Consider the following 20,496-nt stretch of genomic DNA (forward strand, 5'->3'; position numbering starts at 1 on the left):
AACTAAGATCAAGGGTTGCGCTCGTTGCGGGACTTAACCCAACATCTCACGACACGAGCTGACGACAACCATGCACCACCTGTCACTCTGCCCCCGAAGGGGACGTCCTATCTCTAGGATTGTCAGAGGATGTCAAGACCTGGTAAGGTTCTTCGCGTTGCTTCGAATTAAACCACATGCTCCACCGCTTGTGCGGGCCCCCGTCAATTCCTTTGAGTTTCAGTCTTGCGACCGTACTCCCCAGGCGGAGTGCTTAATGCGTTAGCTGCAGCACTAAGGGGCGGAAACCCCCTAACACTTAGCACTCATCGTTTACGGCGTGGACTACCAGGGTATCTAATCCTGTTCGCTCCCCACGCTTTCGCTCCTCAGCGTCAGTTACAGACCAGAGAGTCGCCTTCGCCACTGGTGTTCCTCCACATCTCTACGCATTTCACCGCTACACGTGGAATTCCACTCTCCTCTTCTGCACTCAAGTTCCCCAGTTTCCAATGACCCTCCCCGGTTGAGCCGGGGGCTTTCACATCAGACTTAAGAAACCGCCTGCGAGCCCTTTACGCCCAATAATTCCGGACAACGCTTGCCACCTACGTATTACCGCGGCTGCTGGCACGTAGTTAGCCGTGGCTTTCTGGTTAGGTACCGTCAAGGTGCCGCCCTATTTGAACGGCACTTGTTCTTCCCTAACAACAGAGCTTTACGATCCGAAAACCTTCATCACTCACGCGGCGTTGCTCCGTCAGACTTTCGTCCATTGCGGAAGATTCCCTACTGCTGCCTCCCGTAGGAGTCTGGGCCGTGTCTCAGTCCCAGTGTGGCCGATCACCCTCTCAGGTCGGCTACGCATCGTCGCCTTGGTGAGCCGTTACCTCACCAACTAGCTAATGCGCCGCGGGTCCATCTGTAAGTGGTAGCCAAAGCCACCTTTTATGTCTGAACCATGCGGTTCAAACAACCATCCGGTATTAGCCCCGGTTTCCCGGAGTTATCCCAGTCTTACAGGCAGGTTACCCACGTGTTACTCACCCGTCCGCCGCTAACATCAGGGAGCAAGCTCCCATCTGTCCGCTCGACTTGCATGTATTAGGCACGCCGCCAGCGTTCGTCCTGAGCCAGGATCAAACTCTCCGATAAGTAGTTTGACTGACTATGCACATCGCTGTGCGATTTATTTAAAACTTTGAATTAACAGGTACGTTTTGTCTTGTTTAGTTTTCAAAGAACTTCTTTGCTTCTCTTGAAGCGACCTCTTAATCATAACATTTTCAGTTTAATAGGTCAATACTTTTTTTAAAAAACATTTTTAGCAGACTGTCTTTGTGTTGAAAAGACAACAAAAAGAATTATATCAGCATCATCGCTGTGTGTCAAAGCTTTTTTCGTTTCTTTATATAGAAAAAGCGCAGCCTGTTACAGCTGCGCTTTTTCATCTATTCTTCTTCCATTTCTTCCGGCTCTTCTTCATTCTTTTCCACTAGTGCCACAGTGGCCACGTGCTCTTCATCGGACATGCGGATCAGACGGACGCCTTGTGTTACACGTCCCGTAGTGGAGATATCGTTAATATCCATTCTGATTAACACGCCGCTTGCCGTAATAATCATTAAGTCTTCTTCGCCTCTTGTGGCTTTTACTGTTACTAGCGGACCGTTGCTGTCAGTGATTTTACATGTTTTAAGGCCTTTTCCGCCCCGGCTTTGGACTCTGTATTCTGAGGCCGGCGTACGTTTGCCGTAGCCGTTTTCTGTCACTATGAGAACATGGGAGTCTTCTTCAAGAATCTCCATGCCTACCACGACATCATCATCTGTCAGCGTGATGCCTTTGACACCTGCAGCGGTGCGCCCCATTTGTCTTACATCTTCTTCAGGGAAACGGATCAGCAAGCCGTTCTTCGTTCCGATGATGATTTGTTTCTTGCCGTCAGTCAGACGGACGGCCATCAGTTCATCGTCTTCCCGGAGACCTAAAGCGATCAGCCCGTTATTCCGTATATTCGCAAACTGGGACAGTGCCGTACGTTTCGACACCCCTTGTTTGGTCGTGAAGAAGAGGTAAAGCTCCTCATCAAATGTGCTGACCGGAATAATGGCATTAATCCATTCGCCTTTTTCAACCTCCAGGAGGTTAATAATCGGAATGCCTTTTGCGGTACGTCCGTATTCAGGAATTTCATATCCTTTTGAACGATATACCTTCCCTTTATTAGAGAAGAACAGAATCGTATCGTGCGTCGATGTAGAAATTAAGTGTTCCACAAAGTCATCTTCATTCGTTCCCATTCCCTGCACGCCTTTTCCGCCCCGTTTTTGGCTGCGGTATGTGGACGCTGGGAGGCGTTTAACATAGCCGTTATGAGTCAGCGTGATGACGATGTTTTCTCTCTCGATGAGATCTTCATCCTCAATTGTTTCAAGACCGGACGTCACGATTTCAGTGCGTCTCTCATCATTGAACCGCTCTTTGATTTCGTTGAGTTCTTCACGGATGATCTCGAGCACTCTTTCTTCATTGGCTAAAATATCTTTCAGCTCGGCGATAAGCGCAACAAGTGATTGATATTCCTCTTCGATCTTTTCGCGCTCCAGACCGGTTAATCGCTGAAGACGCATGTCCAGAATGGCTTGCGCCTGTTTTTCAGTCAGTGAAAATTGTTCGATTAAACCCGTTCTCGCAATTTCAGCCGTCTGGGAACTACGGATAAGAGAAATCACCGCGTCTAAATGATCGAGAGCGATTCTTAACCCTTCCAGAATGTGAGCTCTCGCCTCCGCTTTGCGAAGTTCGTAAGCCGTTCTGCGTCGGATCACGACCTTTTGGTGATCAAGATAATGCTCCAGACATTCTTTCAGGTTTAATACCTTCGGCTGTCCCTCAACGAGCGCCAGCAGGTTGATTCCGAAAGACGTCTGCAGGGCCGTTTGTTTGTACAGGTTATTCAGAATGACGTGAGCATTGGCGTCACGGCGGATCTCGATGACGACTCTCATTCCGTTACGGTCGGATTCGTCACGCAGATCGGTGATTCCTTCGATTTTTTTGTCCCGGACGAGATCTGCGATTTTTTCAATTAATCTCGCTTTGTTGACCTGATAAGGAAGTTCCGTGACAATAATTCTTTCTTTTCCCGAGGATGTCTCTTCGATTTCAGCCTTAGCCCGGATCGTGATTGATCCCCGTCCGGATTCATATGCCTTGCGGATGCCGCTCCGGCCTAAAATCTGACCGGCCGTCGGAAAATCCGGGCCCGGAATATATTCCATCAGCTCTTGGATTGTGATCTCAGGATTCTCACTTACGGCAAGCACGCCTTCAATGACTTCTCCAAGCTGATGCGGGGGAATGTTTGTCGCCATTCCGACCGCAATACCGGCAGCTCCGTTTACGAGCAGATTCGGAAATCTCGAAGGCATGACGGCAGGTTCTCTTTCTGAACCGTCATAGTTGTCTTGATAGTCAATCGTGTCTTTCGTAATGTCACGCAGAATTTCCATTGCGATTTTTGACATTCTCGCTTCTGTGTAACGCATCGCAGCCGCAGAGTCGCCGTCAACTGAACCGAAGTTGCCGTGTCCGTCAACAAGCATGTAGCGGTAGTTAAAATCCTGCGCCATTCTGACCATTGATTCGTAAACCGCTGAATCACCGTGCGGGTGGTACTTACCGATAACTTCGCCGACGATACGGGCAGATTTTTTATATGGTTTGTCACTGGTCATGCCTAAATCATTCATTGCGTACAAAATCCGTCTGTGAACCGGCTTCAGACCGTCACGCACATCCGGAAGCGCCCGGGATACGATAACGCTCATTGCATAGTCCAGGAAGGATGTCCGCATTTCCTGGCTGATATTGACTTCACGTACTTGTGGTGTGTTTTGTTCACTCATTAAAAAAACCTCCCTGAAGTATCACATGAAATAATGTGGGAGTAGATTGTCCATTATGATCTTCAATACGATTTCACTATTCTCCATTATATCAATAAACTTGTGTTTATACACATTAATTTAGCAGAATATACGGGTTTTGCGGGTTTTCAGAGGCTGCTTGAAGCCGCTTTGAGAAAAAAGCCTTATTTCTTAACGAAAATAAGGCTTTCATGGTTAAATATCAAGGTTTTTCACATATCTGGCGTTTGCTTCTATGAAGTTTCTGCGCGGTTCTACTTTGTCGCCCATCAGCATTTCGAACGTCTCATCAGCGTCCATCGCATCTTCAAGATTGACTTGCAGAAGCGTTCTGGTCGCCGGATCCATTGTCGTTTCCCAAAGCTGAGTCGCATTCATTTCTCCAAGACCTTTATAACGCTGGAGGCCGGGCTTAGGCGATTGCGGAAGCTCTTTTAAAAGCTCATCAAGCTGCTTATCGTTATAAGCGTATTCCACCCGTTTTCCCTGCTGCACTTTATAAAGCGGCGGCTGAGCAATGTAGACATAGCCGTTTTCAATAATTTCCCGCATGTATCTGTAGAAGAACGTTAATAAAAGCGTTCTGATGTGGGCGCCGTCGACATCGGCATCCGTCATGATGACTACTTTATGATAACGCGCTTTTTCAAGATTAAAATCTTCTCCGATACCCGTGCCGAGAGCCGTAATCATTGATCTGACCTCATTATTTGAGAGAATCTTATCAAGTCTGGCTTTCTCAACGTTCAGAATCTTACCGCGCAGCGGCAGAATGGCTTGGAAATGGCGGTCCCGTCCCTGTTTCGCTGATCCGCCCGCAGAGTCACCCTCTACGATATAGAGCTCGGAAATGCTCGGATCTTTAGAAGAACAGTCCGCCAGTTTGCCCGGCAGATTGGAAATCTCAAGCGCGCTTTTGCGGCGGGTCAATTCCCGCGCTTTTTTCGCCGCCATCCGCGCTCTTGCGGCCATTAAGCCTTTTTCAACGATTTTGCGGGCTGAATCCGGATTTTCAAGAAGGAATGTTTCCAGCGCAGAAGAAAACAGCGTATCAGTGATCGTTCTCGCTTCAGAGTTGCCGAGCTTCGTTTTCGTCTGCCCTTCGAATTGCGGATCAGGGTGCTTAATTGAAATAATGGCTGTCAGCCCTTCTCTCACATCATCCCCGCTTAAATTCGGATCATTTTCTTTGAAAATCCCTTTTCTTCTTGCATAGTCGTTTATGACACGGGTCAGACCGGTTTTAAATCCGGCCTCGTGTGTGCCGCCTTCGTATGTGTTGATATTATTCGTGAAAGAATAAATATTGCTTGTATAGCTGTCGTTGTATTGCAATGCAACTTCAACCGTAATGCCGTCTTTCTCGCCTTCGATATAAATCGGCTCTTCGTGAACGACTTCTTTGGAACGGTTTAAGTACTCAACGTAGCTCTTGATTCCGCCTTCGTAGTGGTACTCGTTTTTCCGTTCTTGTCCTTCACGTTTGTCTTCAATCGTGATGTTTACGCCTTTTGTCAGGAAGGCCAATTCGCGGACACGGTTTGAAAGCAGATCATAGTCATATACAGTTGTTTCTTTGAAAATTTCCGGATCGGGAACGAAGTGCGTAATCGTCCCGGTCTTGTCAGTGTCACCGATCACTTCAAGATCAGCCGCCGGAACACCGCGTTCATACGCCTGATAATGGATTTTCCCGTCACGATGAACCGTAACATCAAGAGTGGTCGACAAGGCGTTTACGACAGACGCCCCTACACCGTGAAGACCGCCGGATACTTTATATCCGCTTCCGTCAAATTTACCGCCGGCGTGAAGAACGGTCATGATGACTTCAACCGCAGGGCGGCCCATCTTCTCTTGGATACCGACCGGAATTCCGCGCCCGTTGTCTGTAACAGTAATGCTGTTATCTTTCTCAATCACAATGTTAATATCTGTACAATAACCGGCCAGAGCTTCGTCAATACTGTTGTCGACGATCTCCCATACCAAATGGTGAAGGCCTTTGCTGTTAGTTGATCCGATGTACATCCCCGGTCTCTTTCGAACAGCTTCCAAACCTTCTAATACCTGTATCTGATTCTCATCATAACTATTTTGCTGCTGTTCCATAGCCATGCACATTCACCTACACTTTTCTTAAACGATATATTCATTGTAAAGATCCGCTAAGAATCTATTTCTAACATAAATTGCGCACGTTTCTTCAGTGTGCCGGAAGATAAGGGAGAGTAATATATATTCTCAGTCGTGACTACGATAGACTTTGGCGTGCCGTTTACGGACGGCACTACTTTTTCTTTCTGTCTGTCCAGAAATTCTTCAACAATCGGCGATACATTGACCTTGCAGTCAAAAATGCCGACGATATCGCGTGTTGAAACGACAAAGTCGTCACCTAAATGAATATACAATCGCTCACCTCATTTCTTCACTTCACTAACGCACCGTTTTCCACACGGAACATTCCTGCTTGATGTAAGGTTTCGTGGTCAATGCCATCCACGCTCGTCGTGGTGACAAATGTCTGCACACGGCCTTGGATTGTATGAAGCAAATGGGACTGGCGGTAATCATCCAGCTCGCTTAGTACATCATCCAAAAGTAAAATGGGATATTCTCCGATTTCTTCATGAATCAAATCTATTTCGGCCAGTTTCAAAGACAAAGCCGTCGTACGCTGCTGTCCCTGCGAACCGTAAGTCTGCACATCGCGTCCGTTCACATAAAAAAGGACATCATCCCGATGCGGTCCGAATAAGGTGACGCCCCGTTCTATTTCTTTTTCTTTTAATTTCGAAAAAGACTCCTGGTAGCTGTTACCTATTTTCGACAAATCTTTAGGATCTGATACATCAAGCGCCGTGTGATACTTAAGCGTCAGTTCCTCAAGCCCCCGGGAAATGCCGGAATGAATCGGCTGCGCCCATTTTTCAAGCTGCGCCGTAAACTGCAGACGTTTGGCGACAACTTTTGCGGCTGCCTCAATCAGCTGATCAGTGAGAACGTCAAGCATAGTCCGGTCAGTCTGTTTCCGGCTTTGCAGCTGTTTCAGAAAATGATTCCGCTGGGAAAGGATTTTTTGATAAAGAGATAAATCATACAGATAAACGGCAGAAACCTGCCCGATCTCCATATCAAGAAATCTCCTCCTGACCTGCGGGCTGCCTTTGACGAGATTTAAGTCCTCCGGGGCGAACATAATGGTGTTCAGCGCTCCGACATACTGACTGAGTTTTTGCTGTTCTATGTGATTGACCTTGCCCTTTTTACCTTTTTTGGAGATGACTAACTGCATCGGGATGTCGCCGTTGCGCTTCATCACTCTTCCTTCTATTTTAGCATAGTCTTCGTCCCACCGTATAAGTTCTTTATCATTTGAGGTGCGGTGTGATTTTGCCATCGAAAGGACATAGATGGCTTCCATCAGATTGGTTTTGCCTTGGGCGTTCTCTCCGATGATCACATTCACCTTGTTTTCGAATTGAAGCTCAGCGCGCTCATAATTACGGTAGGATGTTAATTCTAAATTTTGGATATACAACCGCTGTCACCCGCTTTAATTGACGACTTGAAATGAACCAAATCCTTCAATCGCGACCACGTCTCCAACATAAAGCTTTCTGCCGCGGCGATTGTCAGGTTCATTGTTGACTGTCACCTCATGCTCGCTCAGAAACCATTTCGCCATACCGCCGGACTGAATCACATCGGCTAATTTTAAAAACTGGCCAAGCGTAATCATTTCTGTGTCAATCGAAATCGGATTTGCCATAATATCGACCTCTTTCAAATATCACTAATATCTAATTGTACTAAAAAATCCTGAAATAAGGAAAGGGAAAACTTGAGGGAGCTGGCTGATGAACAGAAAAGCTGCCGAACTAAGCCGGCAGCACATTCTGTTTGATTAATACGTTCGGACCGGAAGGATGAGCTGAACGATGGTTTCATCATTCGGCGTACGGATAAGAAACGGTCTCATCGCTCCCGTAAAGCTGATACGGATGTCCGCTCCTTCAAGTACTTTCAGTGCGTCCATCATATATTTTGGACTGAATGAAATATTTAATTCCTCACCGTCAATCCGGTCAGCGAGCACAGCTTCGACCACTTTCCCGATTTCAGGAGAATTTGATGAAATTTCAAGCGAGTCCGCCGGTTTGGCAGAAAGCTTTACAACGTTGTTGCGGCCTTCTCTCGCCAATAAAGAAGCACGGTCTATCGCTTGTAAAAATTCTTTTGTGTTCACGACGATTTCCGTTTTGCTTTCCTGCGGAATCAAGCTGGTCGTATCCGGATAGTTTCCGTCAAGCAGCCTTGAGAAGAACAAGACGTTTTTCGCTTTAAACAGAACTTGGGTTTCTGTAATGACGATATCCACCAGCTCTTGATTGTCATCAAGAATTTTGCTCAGCTCGGTTAAACTTTTTCCGGGGATGACGACGTTATAAGAGCTGTCTTCCGGAATATCAAGCTTTGCTTTTCTTAAAGCGAGCCGATGGCTATCCGTGGCAGTGCATAATAATTCACCGTTTTCCACTTTCCAGTTTACACCTGTCAAGATAGGGCGTGTTTCTGAGGCGGACACAGCAAACACGGTTTGACGGATTAAGTTTTTCAAAAGATCCGTCGGAATCTGAATGGCATGGTGCTCTTCGATTTGCGGAAGATGCGGATATTCATCTGCATCAAGACCGTTCAAATTAAATTCCGCTTTTCCGGAACGGATAATTGTTAAATATTGATTTTGAACTTCGATTTCAACCGTCGCCATCGGCAGTTTTTTAACGATTTCGCTGAAGAAACGCGCTTGCAGCACGATACTTCCCGGCTGATCAATCGTTACGATTTCTTTGTCATCATCTTCTTTCGGAATGAATGACTCGATTGAAATATCAGAATCGCTTCCCGTAAAAGATACTCCTTCATCTGAGGCTACGATCTTAATACCGGTGAGAATGGGAATTGTGGTTCTGGATGAAACGGCTTTTAGAACGTCTTGTACACTTTCAACTAAACGATCTTTTTGAATCGTAAATTTCATGTTTATCCTCCTAACGGATAATATAATTAATATATTTTAAAAATAGCAGTAGTAATAGTAGGGCCTGTGGATTTGTGGATAAGTTGTGAAAAAGACAGGAAACACAGCCTATCCACATGTGGACAGACTGTGCATGGCTAGCGAAAAGTTATTCACACTTTTCCCGATTCATCCGAGGGCTCTTTTATTTAAGCTGTTCTTTTATTTCTTTTACCTGCTGCTGAAGCTGCTCGTCATCAATCAGCAGTTTTGAAATCTTTTCATGAGCATGAATGACGGTTGTATGGTCTCTTCCGCCAAATTCTTCCCCGATTTTAGGCAAAGAAGAGTCTGTCATTTCTCTGGAAAGATACATGGCAATCTGCCTTGGGAACGCAACCGATTTCGTACGCTTTTTCGCTTTGAAATCTTCAAGCTTAATGTTGAACTGCTGTCCGACAATCCGCTGAATCTCTTTTATCGTGATGACCTTAGGCTTTGCGGAAGGAATAATATCTTTCAATGCCTCTGCAGCCAGGTCCGCATTAATGTCTTTATTGATTAAAGATGAATAGGCAACAACCCGGATTAATGCCCCTTCCAGTTCACGGATGTTGCTGTCAATCTGATTCGCGATGTAAAGCATGACCTCGTTCGGAATATCAAGGCCTTCCGCCTTCGCTTTCTTTCTCAGGATGGCAATCCGCGTTTCCAGATCAGGCGGCGTGATATCCGTAATCAATCCCCATTCGAATCGCGAACGCAGACGGTCTTCCAGGGTCGGAATCTCTTTCGGCGGTCTGTCGCTGGAAATCACGATTTGTTTGCTTTCTTCATGAAGCGTATTGAATGTATGGAAAAACTCTTCCTGTGTTTGTTCTTTTCCGGCTAAAAATTGAATATCATCTATCAAAAGTACATCAACATTCCGGTAGCGGTTGCGAAAATCAACGGCTTTATTGTCGCGGATTGAGTTGATGAATTCATTTGTGAATTTTTCAGAAGACAGGTACACCACTTTGGCTGAAGGATTATGATCAATGACATAATGGCCGATTGCGTGCATTAAGTGGGTTTTTCCTAAACCGACTCCCCCGTAAATAAATAAAGGGTTGTACGCTTTAGCGGGTGCTTCCGCTACAGCCAGTGATGCTGCATGGGCGAATCGGTTTCCCGATCCGATGACAAATGTGTCGAATGTATATTTCGGGTTGAGCATGCTTTGGGGAAAATCAGACGGTTCCTCTTTTGCCGCTTTTTTCACTTGCGGTTTCGGCAAAAAGTCTTCCGCATCCTGATTTTGAGGAATGACAAATTTGACGCTCAATTCTTCCCCGGTCAATTCATATATGGTATCTGCAATGAGATGTAAGTACCTGGACTCCAGCCAGTCTCTGGCAAATTCATTGGGAGCGGTGATGGTTAAGGTATCTCCTTGCAGCGAATGGGCTTTCGTCGACTTCATCCAAGTTTCGAAGCTCGGTTTGCTTAACTTTTTCTCTATCTGAGCTAAAGCTTGATTCCAAAGATCTAATATATTCTCCATTATCCGGCACAGCCCTCCTTTTCTTTAAAATCAGCGCTCTTTCCCTGTTATATAACACAAAAAAAGAGCATATGGCTCTGACCATTCGTACACACGAAATGTTGAAAACATATAGTATAGTAGAAAAATAGCTTTTCGACAAATTCCACAAGTTGTGGACAACAATCTACACAAGCTGTGTGAAAACAATCCACAACTTATCCACACTTTGTGGATAAAGAGAACAGAGTGAATAAGTAATTAAGAGTTAAAACACAAATATAATATCAAATTAAGCGAGGACTTGCAATGGTTCTCGTAATCTTATCCACAAACCTGACAACTTGTTGAAAAATCTTTGTCCACAGGGGTTAGCAATGTGAAAATGTTGTCGATAACGGTTGTGGATATTAAAAAAAGGCCAAAAAATTATCCACATACCACTTTTTCCGGAGGGCGCGCGGCGTTTTTGCGTTAAAAAAAGGAATATGAAAATTAAGGTTTCTAATCTGGTTAAGGTATGTTATCCTATTATGGTTGTAAGAAATAAAAGCACTGCTGAAGTTGACAATGAATAGGCAGCACAAATATAATAAGTAAGACTGTCTTTAACAGCTATTCCTCGAGGGAGGTGTCATAAATGAAAAGAACATTCCAACCGAATAACCGTAAACGCAGTAAAGTTCATGGCTTCAGAAGCCGTATGAGTTCAAAAAACGGTCGTCTAGTATTAGCACGCCGTCGCCGCAAAGGCAGAAAAGTATTATCAGCTTAGGCCACTGAATAATGTCAGTGGTCTTTTTTCACATTAAGAGAAAAGAGATCATGCGTCGCCCAGTACTGGAGAAATTTCTTCAGTATTCCGGCGGCCCGTTTTTTTTAGATAGTAATAAAAGTTTCTGCGAGTGAATATCGGAGTGAATCAAAGTGAAGAAGCGAAATCGGTTAAAGAAAAATGAAGATTTTCAAAAAGTGTTTAAACGCGGAACGTCTATGGCAAACCGCCAGTTCGTGCTGTATACGCTTGATCAGCCGCAGCAGGAAGAGCTCCGGGTAGGGCTTTCTGTCAGCAAAAAAATCGGCAACGCCGTCGTGCGCAACCGGGTGAAGCGGTTAATCAGACAGGCGGTCCAGGAGGAAAAAGAGCTCCTCAAGCCGAAAGATTTTATTATTATCGCCAGAAAACCCGCCGCCGACCTCAGTTTTGAAGAAACAAAAAAAAGTCTGCAGCACTTATTCAGAAAAACCTCTTTATATAAGAAATCTTCGTCAAAATAGCTCATATTTTGTTTTCTTCACGTTTTTAAAAGCGCTTCCTTTTGTTTGGCGAAAAATGACCGCCATTTAAAACTGAAAGATGCTAAAATACATACAAGGTTTATAAAGAATGGTATAGGAGGAAACGTTCTTGAAAAGGAGAATATGGTTACTACTGAGTATGGTCGGTATGCTCGTCCTGCTGGCCGGATGCTCGAGTGTAAAAGAGCCGATTACGGCGAATAGTCCGCATTTCTGGGACAAATATGTTGTGTACCCATTGTCAGAAGTCATTACGTACGTAGCGAAACTGACGGGCGATAACTATGGTTTATCGATCATCATCGTTACGATTTTAATCCGTCTGCTGATTCTGCCGCTGATGATCAAGCAGCTTCGAAGCTCAAAAGCGATGCAGGCGCTTCAGCCGGAAATGCAGAAGCTTAGAGAAAAATACAGCTCAAAAGATCAAAAAACGCAGCAGAAGCTTCAGCAGGAAACAATGGCCCTGTTTTCAAAGCATGGGGTAAACCCATTGGCGGGATGTTTTCCGATCCTGATTCAAATGCCGATTTTGATCGGATTCTACCACGCGATTATGCGTACGCAAGCCATTTCACAGCACAGCTTTTTATGGTTTGATTTAGGAGAGAAAGATCCTTACTATATTCTTCCTATCGTTGCCGGTGTGGCCACTTTTGTCCAACAGAAGCTGATGATGGCCGGAAATCCATCTCAGAATCCTCAAATGGCAATGATGGTATGGATTATGCCGATCATGATCATCGTATTTGCGATCAACTTCCCGAGTGCGCTTTCTCTTTATTGGGTAGTCGGAAACCTGTTTATGATTGCTCAGACATTCCTTATTAAAGGGCCTGACATTAAACACGATCCGGAAACGCAGAAAGCGGGAGGAAAGAAAAAGTGAAGAAGGTGACTGCTGCGGGACGGAATGTCAAAGAAGCAGTTCAATCAGGCCTTCAGGAACTTCAACTGACGGAAGATCAAGTAGAAATAATGGTGGTGCAGGAAGAATCTAAAGGATTTTTGGGTATTTTCGGAAAAAAGAATGCGATCGTAGAACTGGAAGAGAAAAAAAATCCTGTTCAGGAAGCGAAAGCGTATCTGGAAGAAATCATCAATTCCATTGCGGGGCCTTCTGAGATTGTCACGGAAGAAAACAAAAAAACAGTTTGTTTTCATATTAAAGGTGAAAAAGCAGCGCTGCTTATTGGCAAAAGAGGACAAACACTCAATGCTCTGGAAACATTGACGCAGCTTGTTTTGAACCGCGGCTCCGGCCAGTATCGCCACGCCGTTGTCGACGCTGAAAATTATCGTCTGAAAAGAAGAGAAATTCTGGATCAGCTGGCAAACAGGCTGGCCAAGCAGGTGTCGAAAACAAAAAAAGATGTGCATTTGGAACCGATGCCGTCAGGCGAAAGAAAAATCATCCATGACGCTCTGTCGAAGCACCCAAATATCAAAACTTTTTCTACCGGTGAAGGCCGGTACCGCCATCTCGTTATTTCCCATAAAGATAGCAGAAAACCGAAGTCCGGGTAAAATCGGAACTTCGGTTTTTTTATTGGCGAAAATGGCTCTATTCCTAAGCAGAATCGCATTTTTTGCGTTTAAGTTTTTACTTTTTCAGTGTATGCTGTTGATAAAAAAGGTTTTAGGAAATAAAATTAATTGTTATTCACATGTGGATAAGTTAAAGTAATAAGGGATGAATTTTTGCCTTTGTGGATAACGTATCTTCCACTTCAAACCAAACTATGTTATCTTTTAATTTTGGCGTAAATCAATTTTTTATATAGATGGAAACAGAGATAAAGAGAGGTGAACAGCATGGATACAATTGCAGCGATTTCAACTCCGATGGGTGAAGGCGCCATCGCGATCGTTCGGCTGAGCGGGCCGGAAGCCGTGAAAATTGCCGACAAAATGTACAAGGGTCCGAAAGGCAAAACGCTCAGTTCGGCAGAATCGCATACCATTCATTACGGGCATATCGCAGACAGCACGACGGGACGGATTATTGAGGAAGTGATGGTGTCTGTTTTAAGAGCGCCCAGAACATTCACAAGGGAAGATGTCATTGAAATCAACTGTCACGGAGGAATTGTGACGGTTAATCAGGTGCTCCAGCTTGCTTTAAGAGAAGGTGCGAGACTGGCGGAACCCGGTGAGTTTACGAAGCGCGCATTTTTAAACGGACGGATTGACCTTTCACAGGCGGAAGCGGTGATGGATCTGATCAGGGCCAAAACGGACCGTGCCATGAATGTCGCCATGAACCAGATGGAAGGACGGCTTTCCGCACTAGTCCGCCGTCTTCGGGATGAATTGTTAGAAACACTTGCCCATGTTGAGGTTAATATAGATTATCCGGAATATGATGACGTCGAAGAAATGACGCATCAGCTTCTAGTGGAGAAGGCGGGCGGCGTGAAGAAAGAAATTGAAGCGCTGCTTCGTACGTCTGAGCAGGGGAAAATTTTACGCGAGGGATTGTCTACCGTGATCATCGGCCGTCCGAACGTCGGGAAATCCTCTTTGCTTAACAGTCTTGTCCATGAAACGAAGGCGATCGTAACGGATATTCCGGGAACGACGCGTGATGTGATTGAGGAATATGTCAATGTCCGAGGCGTGCCGCTCCGGCTTGTCGACACCGCCGGAATCCGTGAGACCGAAGACATCGTCGAAAGAATCGGCGTAGAACGCTCACGCCAGGTTCTGAAGGAAGCGGATCTCATTTTGCTTGTGCTTAACCACAGCGAAGAGCTTTCTGAGGAAGATGTGAAATTATTTGAAGCTGTGGAGGGAATGGACGTCATAGTCATTATGAATAAGACGGATCTTGAGGCTAAGATTGACGCTGAGCGCGTCAAGGAGCTTGCGAAAGGCCGGCCTGTCGTCACGACCTCATTGCTGAAAGAAGAAGGTATACAAGACTTAGAGGAAGCGATCCAGTCGCTATTTTATACAGGAGCGATCGAAAGCGGAGATCTCACCTATGTCAGCAACACCCGTCATATCTCGATTCTGCATCAGGCAAAGCAAGCGATTGATGATGCGCTGAACGGAATTGAACAGGATGTTCCGATTGATATGGTGCAAATTGATCTGACAAGGTGCTGGGAGCTGCTGGGCGAAATCATCGGTGATGCCGTCCACGAAAGCTTAATTGATCAGCTCTTTTCACAATTTTGTTTAGGTAAATAAAAGGGAGGAAAAAACCATGGGGTATGAAGCAGGCCAATACGACGTGATCGTCATCGGCGCCGGGCATGCCGGTGTTGAGGCTGCCCTCGCATCCGCGCGTCAGGGAGCTAAAACGCTTGTTTTGACGATTAATCTTGATATGGTTGCGTTTATGCCATGTAATCCGTCTGTCGGCGGCCCCGCAAAAGGGATTGTCGTCCGCGAAATTGACGCGCTCGGCGGAGAAATGGCTAGAAATATAGATAAAACTCATATTCAAATGAGAATGCTGAATACAGGGAAAGGTCCGGCCGTACGGGCGCTGCGTGCGCAGGCGGATAAATTCCAATATCAGCATGAAATGAAGCATACACTGGAAAAAACACCGAATCTGACACTTCTTCAAGGGATTGCCGAGCGTTTAATCATTGAAGACGGTGAGTGCCGCGGTGTCATTACGCAAACCGGTGCTGAATATAAGGCAAAATCGGTCGTGCTGACAACCGGAACGTATTTAAGAGGGCGGATCATTCTCGGAGATCTGTCTTACTCAAGCGGCCCGAATAACCAGCAGCCGTCTATTAAACTTTCTGAGCACTTAGAGGAGCTTGGTTTTGATCTCGTTCGTTTTAAAACGGGAACGCCTCCTCGCGTCTCAAGCGATTCCATTGATTACAGCAAAACAGAAATCCAGCCGGGAGATCCGGTTCCGCGCGCTTTCTCATATGAAACGGTTGAATACATTACCGATCAGCTGCCTTGCTGGCTGACTTACACGAGTCCTGAGACTCATGAGATCATTGACAGCAACCTGCATCGTTCACCAATGTATTCCGGTATGATTAAGGGAACAGGACCGAGATATTGCCCTTCCATTGAAGATAAAGTCGTTCGCTTTAATGATAAACCGCGTCACCAGATTTTCCTTGAGCCGGAAGGCAGAAATACGCAGGAAGTATACGTTCAAGGTTTATCCACGAGCCTTCCTGAGGACGTTCAGCAGCGGATGCTGGCGACCATTCCGGGACTGGAAAAGGTGCAGATGATGAGAGCCGGATACGCGATTGAGTATGACGCGATCGTACCGACGCAGCTTTGGCCTACACTGGAGACGAAAAAAATCCCTAACCTGTACACGGCCGGTCAAATTAACGGTACATCAGGCTATGAGGAAGCAGCCGGGCAAGGAATTATGGCAGGAATTAACGCAGGCCGCAAAGCGCTTGGAAAAGAAGAGGTTATCCTCAGCCGTTCCGATGCGTATATCGGCGTATTGATTGATGATTTGGTAACGAAAGGAACCAATGAACCGTATCGTCTGCTGACTTCACGGGCGGAATACAGACTGCTGCTCCGCCATGACAACGCGGATCTTCGTCTGACGGAAATCGGCCATGAGATCGGCTTAATTTCGGATGAGCGCTATGAAGCGTTTGAAAAGAAAAAAGCGGCGATCGAGGCTGAGAAAAAACGTCTCTGGTCTGTTATTATCAAGCCGTCTCCTGAGAATCAGGAATATATCCGTTCACTCGGCGGAAGCGAGCTGAAAGATGGAGTGCGCGGCACAGATTTAATGAAACGTCCGGAAATGAACTATGAAACAGTGACAAAACTTGCGCCTGCTGATTCTCCGGTTCCGCAAGATGTGGCGGAACAAGTGGAAATCCAAGTGAAATATGAAGGATATATCGAAAAATCCTTGCAGCAAGTGGAGAAGCTGAAGAAGATGGAAAATAAAAAAATCCCTGATCGGATTGATTATGACGCCATTAAAGGAATTGCTACTGAAGCCCGTCAAAAGCTGAAAGAAGTGCGTCCTTTATCAGTTGCTCAAGCGTCCCGTATTTCCGGGGTCAATCCGGCAGACATTTCAATCCTGCTTGTTTACCTGGAGCAGGGCCGTATTGCCAAGGTAGCTGAATAGAAAGGATGACGGCATGAATATAGAGGAATTTACATCCAGTTTAGCGGAGAAAGGGATTTCCCTTTCTGACCGCCAGCTGGAGCAATTCGAGTTGTATTACCAGATGCTCGTGGAATGGAACGAAAAAATGAATCTGACGTCCATCACTGAGAAAAAGGAAGTATATCTTAAGCATTTTTATGATTCGATTACGGCGGCATTTTATATTGATTTTGAAAAGGTCACCACTCTTTGTGACGTTGGCGCCGGTGCCGGTTTTCCAAGCCTGCCCGTCAAAATCTGCTTCCCGCATCTGCATGTCACCATCGTCGATTCACTGAATAAGCGGATTACGTTTTTGGAAACTCTCTCTGATGCTTTACAATTAGAGCATACGACATTTGTCCATGACAGGGCAGAGACATTCGGACAGCGGAAGGACGTCCGGGAAAGCTTTGATCTCGTGACCGCTCGTGCGGTGGCGCGTCTGTCAGTCCTGAGTGAGCTTTGTCTGCCGCTTGTCAAGAAAAACGGCGTATTTGCGGCACTAAAAGCAGCAGCTGCTGATGAAGAGCTGAAAGCGGGGCAAAAGGCGATTAAAGTATTGGGAGGAGAGCTTGAACAAGTTCATTCCTTTACACTTCCCGTCGAAGAAAGTGAACGGAACATTATGATCATTCGCAAGACAAAAAGCACTCCGAAAAAATATCCGAGAAAACCGGGTACTCCGAATAAATCGCCAATTGAAGGGTAATTTAGACAGCCTGATGTGACAATTCCATCATATTTTCTGCAAAATTGATGAAGATACAGCAGGAAAAACCATGAGAAAATAGAATTATAAAAATGGCAGTTTTTAAAGGTGGTGTAGGTACATGAAGCATTCATTCTCTCGTTTCTTCGGGTTTGGTGAGAAGGAAGAGGAACCGGAGATAGCAGAGCATGATACAAACAAAGAAGAGATACTCGAAATACCGGTACATGCTATCGTTCCCAACCGTTTTCAGCCACGCACCATTTTCTCAGATGAAAAGATCAAAGAGTTAGCAATGACTATCCATACACACGGCATCATTCAGCCGATTGTTGTCAGACATACAGAAGATGAAGGACAATATGAGCTCATTGCGGGTGAAAGGCGCTGGAGAGCGGTACAGACGCTTGAATGGGAAAATATTCCCGCAATTATAAAGAACTTCTCTGATACGGAAACAGCTTCTGTCGCTTTGATTGAAAACCTGCAGAGAGAAGAATTGTCCTCCATTGAGGAAGCTCATGCGTACGCAAGGCTGTTAGAACTTCATGATTTAACACAGGAAGCCTTGGCGCAGCGCTTAGGAAAAGGCCAGTCAACGATTGCGAACAAGCTCCGATTGTTAAAGCTCCCTGAACCCGTCCAGGATGCGATTATGGAGAAAAAAATCACGGAACGCCATGCAAGAGCCCTGATCCCGCTCAAACAGCCGGAGCTTCAGGTCACATTGCTTGCGGAAATCATCGAGAAAAGCTTAAACGTCAAGCAGACGGAAGACCGAGTGGTGAAAATGCTTGAACAGAATAAGCAGAAACCGAAGCCGAGACGCAAAGCGTTCAGCAGGGATACAAGAATTGCGATGAATACGATTCGCCAGTCCTTGTCCATGGTGGAAGACAGCGGTGTCAGACTGAATACTGAGGAAGAAGAATTCGAAGAGTACATTCAGCTTACCATTCGGATACCTAAATAAAAACTCTCCTGATCAGCAGGGGAGTTTTTATTTAGCCAAAAAACTATTTTGAGATAATAATAGATGTATTCTGCACTATGTATTATAAATGTAAAAATTTATCTTTTTGTGTCGTGAATTGTCTTTTTACAGTCAAAAAAGTCACTTTATCGGAGAATTTATAAGAGAAAGTGTCTTTTTTGTTTGCATTTTTTTCACTTGCTGATAAACAAATTATGAAAAAAATAAAACGCTTTACTCTTTTTTTGATAAGATAGAAACAAGACAGTACATGTTCATGTGAAGGTAGGTGACATCGTGGGAAAAATCATAGCAATTACGAACCAAAAAGGCGGAGTCGGGAAAACAACGACTTCTGTTAATCTGGGGGCTTGCTTAGCTTACATAGGTAAAAGGGTTCTTCTTGTTGATATTGATCCGCAGGGCAACGCAACGAGCGGATTAGGGATTGAAAAAGCCGATGTGGATCATTGTGTGTACGACATTTTAGTAGATGACGCAGATGTAACAGATATTATTAAACCGACTTCAGTAGAGAACTTAGATGTCATTCCAGCCACAATCCAGCTTGCGGGAGCGGAAATCGAATTGGTTCCGACGATCTCACGGGAGGTAAGGCTGAAAAGAGCATTAGAATCAGTGAAACAAAATTACGATTATATGATTATTGATTGTCCTCCGTCTCTCGGGTTATTAACGATTAATGCGCTTACCGCATCAGATTCAGTTGTTATCCCGGTTCAGTGCGAATACTACGCTCTTGAAGGATTGAGTCAATTATTAAATACAGTTCGGCTTGTGCAAAAACATTTAAATACAGACTTAATGATAGAAGGAGTGCTTCTGACGATGCTTGATGCCAGAACGAATCTCGGCATTCAAGTGATAGAAGAGGTGAAGAAATACTTTAGAGATAAGGTGTATCAAACCATTATTCCTCGTAATGTCCGTTTAAGTGAGGCGCCGAGTCACGGCAAGCCGATCATATTATACGATCCGCGTTCGAGAGGTGCGGAAGTATATTTAGATTTAGCAAAGGAAGTGGCAGCGAATGGCTAAAGGCGGGCTCGGAAAAGGGATTAATGCGTTGTTTAATCAAGTTGATTTGTCTGAAGAGACAGTAGAAGAGATTAAAATCAGTGATTTGCGTCCCAATCCTTATCAGCCAAGAAAACAATTTGATGATGAGTCATTAGCTGAACTGAAGGAATCCATCATTCAGCATGGCATTCTTCAGCCCATTATCGTGAGAAAATCACTTAAAGGCTACGATATTGTAGCCGGGGAACGCCGTTATCGCGCTGCAAAGCTTGCCGGGAAAGAAACAGTGCCGGCTATCGTGCGGGAGTTATCTGAATCGCTGATGCGGGAAATCGCTCTTTTGGAGAACCTTCAGCGTGAAGATTTATCACCGCTTGAAGAAGCTCTGGCATATGATTCACTGCTGAAACATTTGGATATTACCCAGGAACAGCTTGCTAAACGGCTCGGGAAAAGCAGACCTCATATTGCCAACCATTTGAGACTGCTGACACTGCCTGAAAGCATCCAAAACCTTATTGCAGAAGGTACGTTATCCATGGGGCACGGCAGAACCTTGCTCGGTTTGAAAAATAAAAACAAGCTTGAACCGCTGGTGAAGAAAGTGGTTGAAGAACAGCTGAACGTCCGTCAGCTTGAACAGCTCATTCAGCAGTTAAACAATAATGTTCCACGTGAAACAAAGAAAAAAGAACCTGTACAAGACGTGGTGTTAAAAGAGCGGGAATCATATTTGCAAAATTACTTCGGAACAACAGTCAATATTAAGAGACAAAAGAAAAAAGGGAAAATTGAGATTGAGTTTTTCTCAAATGAAGACCTTGAACGTATCCTCGAACTGTTGTCAGAAAGAGAAGCATAAAAACCATCTTTTTATAAAAGATGGTTTT

The 20,496-nt window shown here is 45.1% G+C and carries 17 protein-coding genes and 1 rRNA gene (1 of these 18 running past the window's edge); 10 read left to right on the plus strand and 8 right to left on the minus strand.

What is annotated here, in order from left to right; translation table 11 throughout:
• The 8 genes from ACH32G_RS04915 to dnaA all read right to left on the minus strand — a co-directional run.
• A 16S ribosomal RNA gene (locus tag ACH32G_RS04915) occupies nt 1-1,134 on the minus strand; it reaches 416 nt to the left of the window's first position.
• 296 nt (nt 1,135-1,430) lie between these two features.
• The gene (gene gyrA / locus ACH32G_RS04920) at nt 1,431-3,890 is read right to left on the minus strand and encodes a DNA topoisomerase (ATP-hydrolyzing) subunit A (RefSeq protein ID WP_327814977.1); all 2,460 of its coding nucleotides are present in this window, start codon (nt 3,888-3,890) and stop codon (nt 1,431-1,433) included.
• Between the two features lie 216 nt (nt 3,891-4,106).
• Complete coding sequence (gene gyrB / locus ACH32G_RS04925; protein ID WP_099743883.1) at nt 4,107-6,023, minus strand: DNA topoisomerase (ATP-hydrolyzing) subunit B; 1,917 nt, start codon at nt 6,021-6,023, stop codon at nt 4,107-4,109.
• Nucleotides 6,024-6,079: 56 nt separating this feature from the next.
• A complete protein-coding gene (gene remB, locus ACH32G_RS04930; protein ID WP_004392908.1) occupies nt 6,080-6,325 on the minus strand; it encodes an extracellular matrix regulator RemB in 246 nt (81 codons plus the stop codon).
• Nucleotides 6,326-6,342: 17 nt separating this feature from the next.
• Nucleotides 6,343-7,455, minus strand: a complete 1,113-nt coding sequence (recF, locus tag ACH32G_RS04935; protein WP_013350724.1) for a DNA replication/repair protein RecF — start codon at nt 7,453-7,455, stop codon at nt 6,343-6,345.
• Nucleotides 7,456-7,470: 15 nt separating this feature from the next.
• Nucleotides 7,471-7,686 (minus strand): ribosome maturation protein RlbA, encoded by a 216-nt coding sequence (gene rlbA, locus ACH32G_RS04940; RefSeq protein WP_004392910.1) that lies wholly within the window; start codon nt 7,684-7,686, stop codon nt 7,471-7,473.
• A 135-nt stretch (nt 7,687-7,821) separates the two neighbouring features.
• Entirely contained in the window at nt 7,822-8,958 is a 1,137-nt protein-coding gene (dnaN, locus tag ACH32G_RS04945) for a DNA polymerase III subunit beta (protein WP_016937311.1), read from the minus strand.
• Between the two features lie 184 nt (nt 8,959-9,142).
• Nucleotides 9,143-10,483, minus strand: coding sequence for a chromosomal replication initiator protein DnaA (gene dnaA / locus ACH32G_RS04950; protein WP_016937312.1), 1,341 nt, complete (start codon nt 10,481-10,483; stop codon nt 9,143-9,145).
• A 619-nt stretch (nt 10,484-11,102) separates the two neighbouring features.
• On the opposite strand from dnaA, the gene rpmH reads away from it, so the two are divergent.
• The 10 genes from rpmH (at nt 11,103) to ACH32G_RS05000 (ending at nt 20,468) form a co-directional block, all read left to right on the plus strand.
• Nucleotides 11,103-11,237, plus strand: a complete 135-nt coding sequence (rpmH, locus tag ACH32G_RS04955; RefSeq protein WP_003178075.1) for a 50S ribosomal protein L34 — start codon at nt 11,103-11,105, stop codon at nt 11,235-11,237.
• A 152-nt stretch (nt 11,238-11,389) separates the two neighbouring features.
• Nucleotides 11,390-11,740, plus strand: a complete 351-nt coding sequence (gene rnpA / locus ACH32G_RS04960) for a ribonuclease P protein component (RefSeq protein ID WP_016937314.1) — start codon at nt 11,390-11,392, stop codon at nt 11,738-11,740.
• Nucleotides 11,741-11,900: 160 nt separating this feature from the next.
• Entirely contained in the window at nt 11,901-12,650 is a 750-nt protein-coding gene (gene spoIIIJ, locus ACH32G_RS04965) for a YidC family membrane integrase SpoIIIJ (RefSeq protein WP_014471334.1), read from the plus strand.
• Nucleotides 12,647-13,288, plus strand: a complete 642-nt coding sequence (gene jag, locus ACH32G_RS04970; protein WP_448814053.1) for an RNA-binding cell elongation regulator Jag/EloR — start codon at nt 12,647-12,649, stop codon at nt 13,286-13,288. Before spoIIIJ ends, jag begins: the two co-directional genes overlap by 4 nt.
• Before the next feature lie 288 nt (nt 13,289-13,576).
• The gene (mnmE, locus tag ACH32G_RS04975) at nt 13,577-14,956 is read left to right on the plus strand and encodes a tRNA uridine-5-carboxymethylaminomethyl(34) synthesis GTPase MnmE (protein ID WP_014419389.1); all 1,380 of its coding nucleotides are present in this window, start codon (nt 13,577-13,579) and stop codon (nt 14,954-14,956) included.
• Between the two features lie 16 nt (nt 14,957-14,972).
• Complete coding sequence (mnmG, locus tag ACH32G_RS04980; RefSeq protein WP_016937316.1) at nt 14,973-16,859, plus strand: tRNA uridine-5-carboxymethylaminomethyl(34) synthesis enzyme MnmG; 1,887 nt, start codon at nt 14,973-14,975, stop codon at nt 16,857-16,859.
• A 13-nt stretch (nt 16,860-16,872) separates the two neighbouring features.
• Nucleotides 16,873-17,592, plus strand: a complete 720-nt coding sequence (gene rsmG / locus ACH32G_RS04985) for a 16S rRNA (guanine(527)-N(7))-methyltransferase RsmG (RefSeq protein WP_045925731.1) — start codon at nt 16,873-16,875, stop codon at nt 17,590-17,592.
• A 121-nt stretch (nt 17,593-17,713) separates the two neighbouring features.
• On the plus strand, nt 17,714-18,565 hold the full coding sequence (gene noc / locus ACH32G_RS04990) for a nucleoid occlusion protein (RefSeq protein ID WP_016937318.1): 852 nt from the start codon (nt 17,714-17,716) through the stop codon (nt 18,563-18,565).
• 297 nt (nt 18,566-18,862) lie between these two features.
• A complete protein-coding gene (gene soj, locus ACH32G_RS04995) occupies nt 18,863-19,624 on the plus strand; it encodes a sporulation initiation inhibitor protein Soj (protein ID WP_007409899.1) in 762 nt (253 codons plus the stop codon).
• Nucleotides 19,617-20,468, plus strand: coding sequence for a ParB/RepB/Spo0J family partition protein (locus ACH32G_RS05000; protein WP_016937319.1), 852 nt, complete (start codon nt 19,617-19,619; stop codon nt 20,466-20,468). The genes soj and ACH32G_RS05000 overlap by 8 nt, the downstream gene beginning before the upstream one ends.
• Nucleotides 20,469-20,496: the final 28 nt, after the last annotated feature.

It is taken from the genome of Bacillus sp. CIS52, from assembly GCF_053545315.1.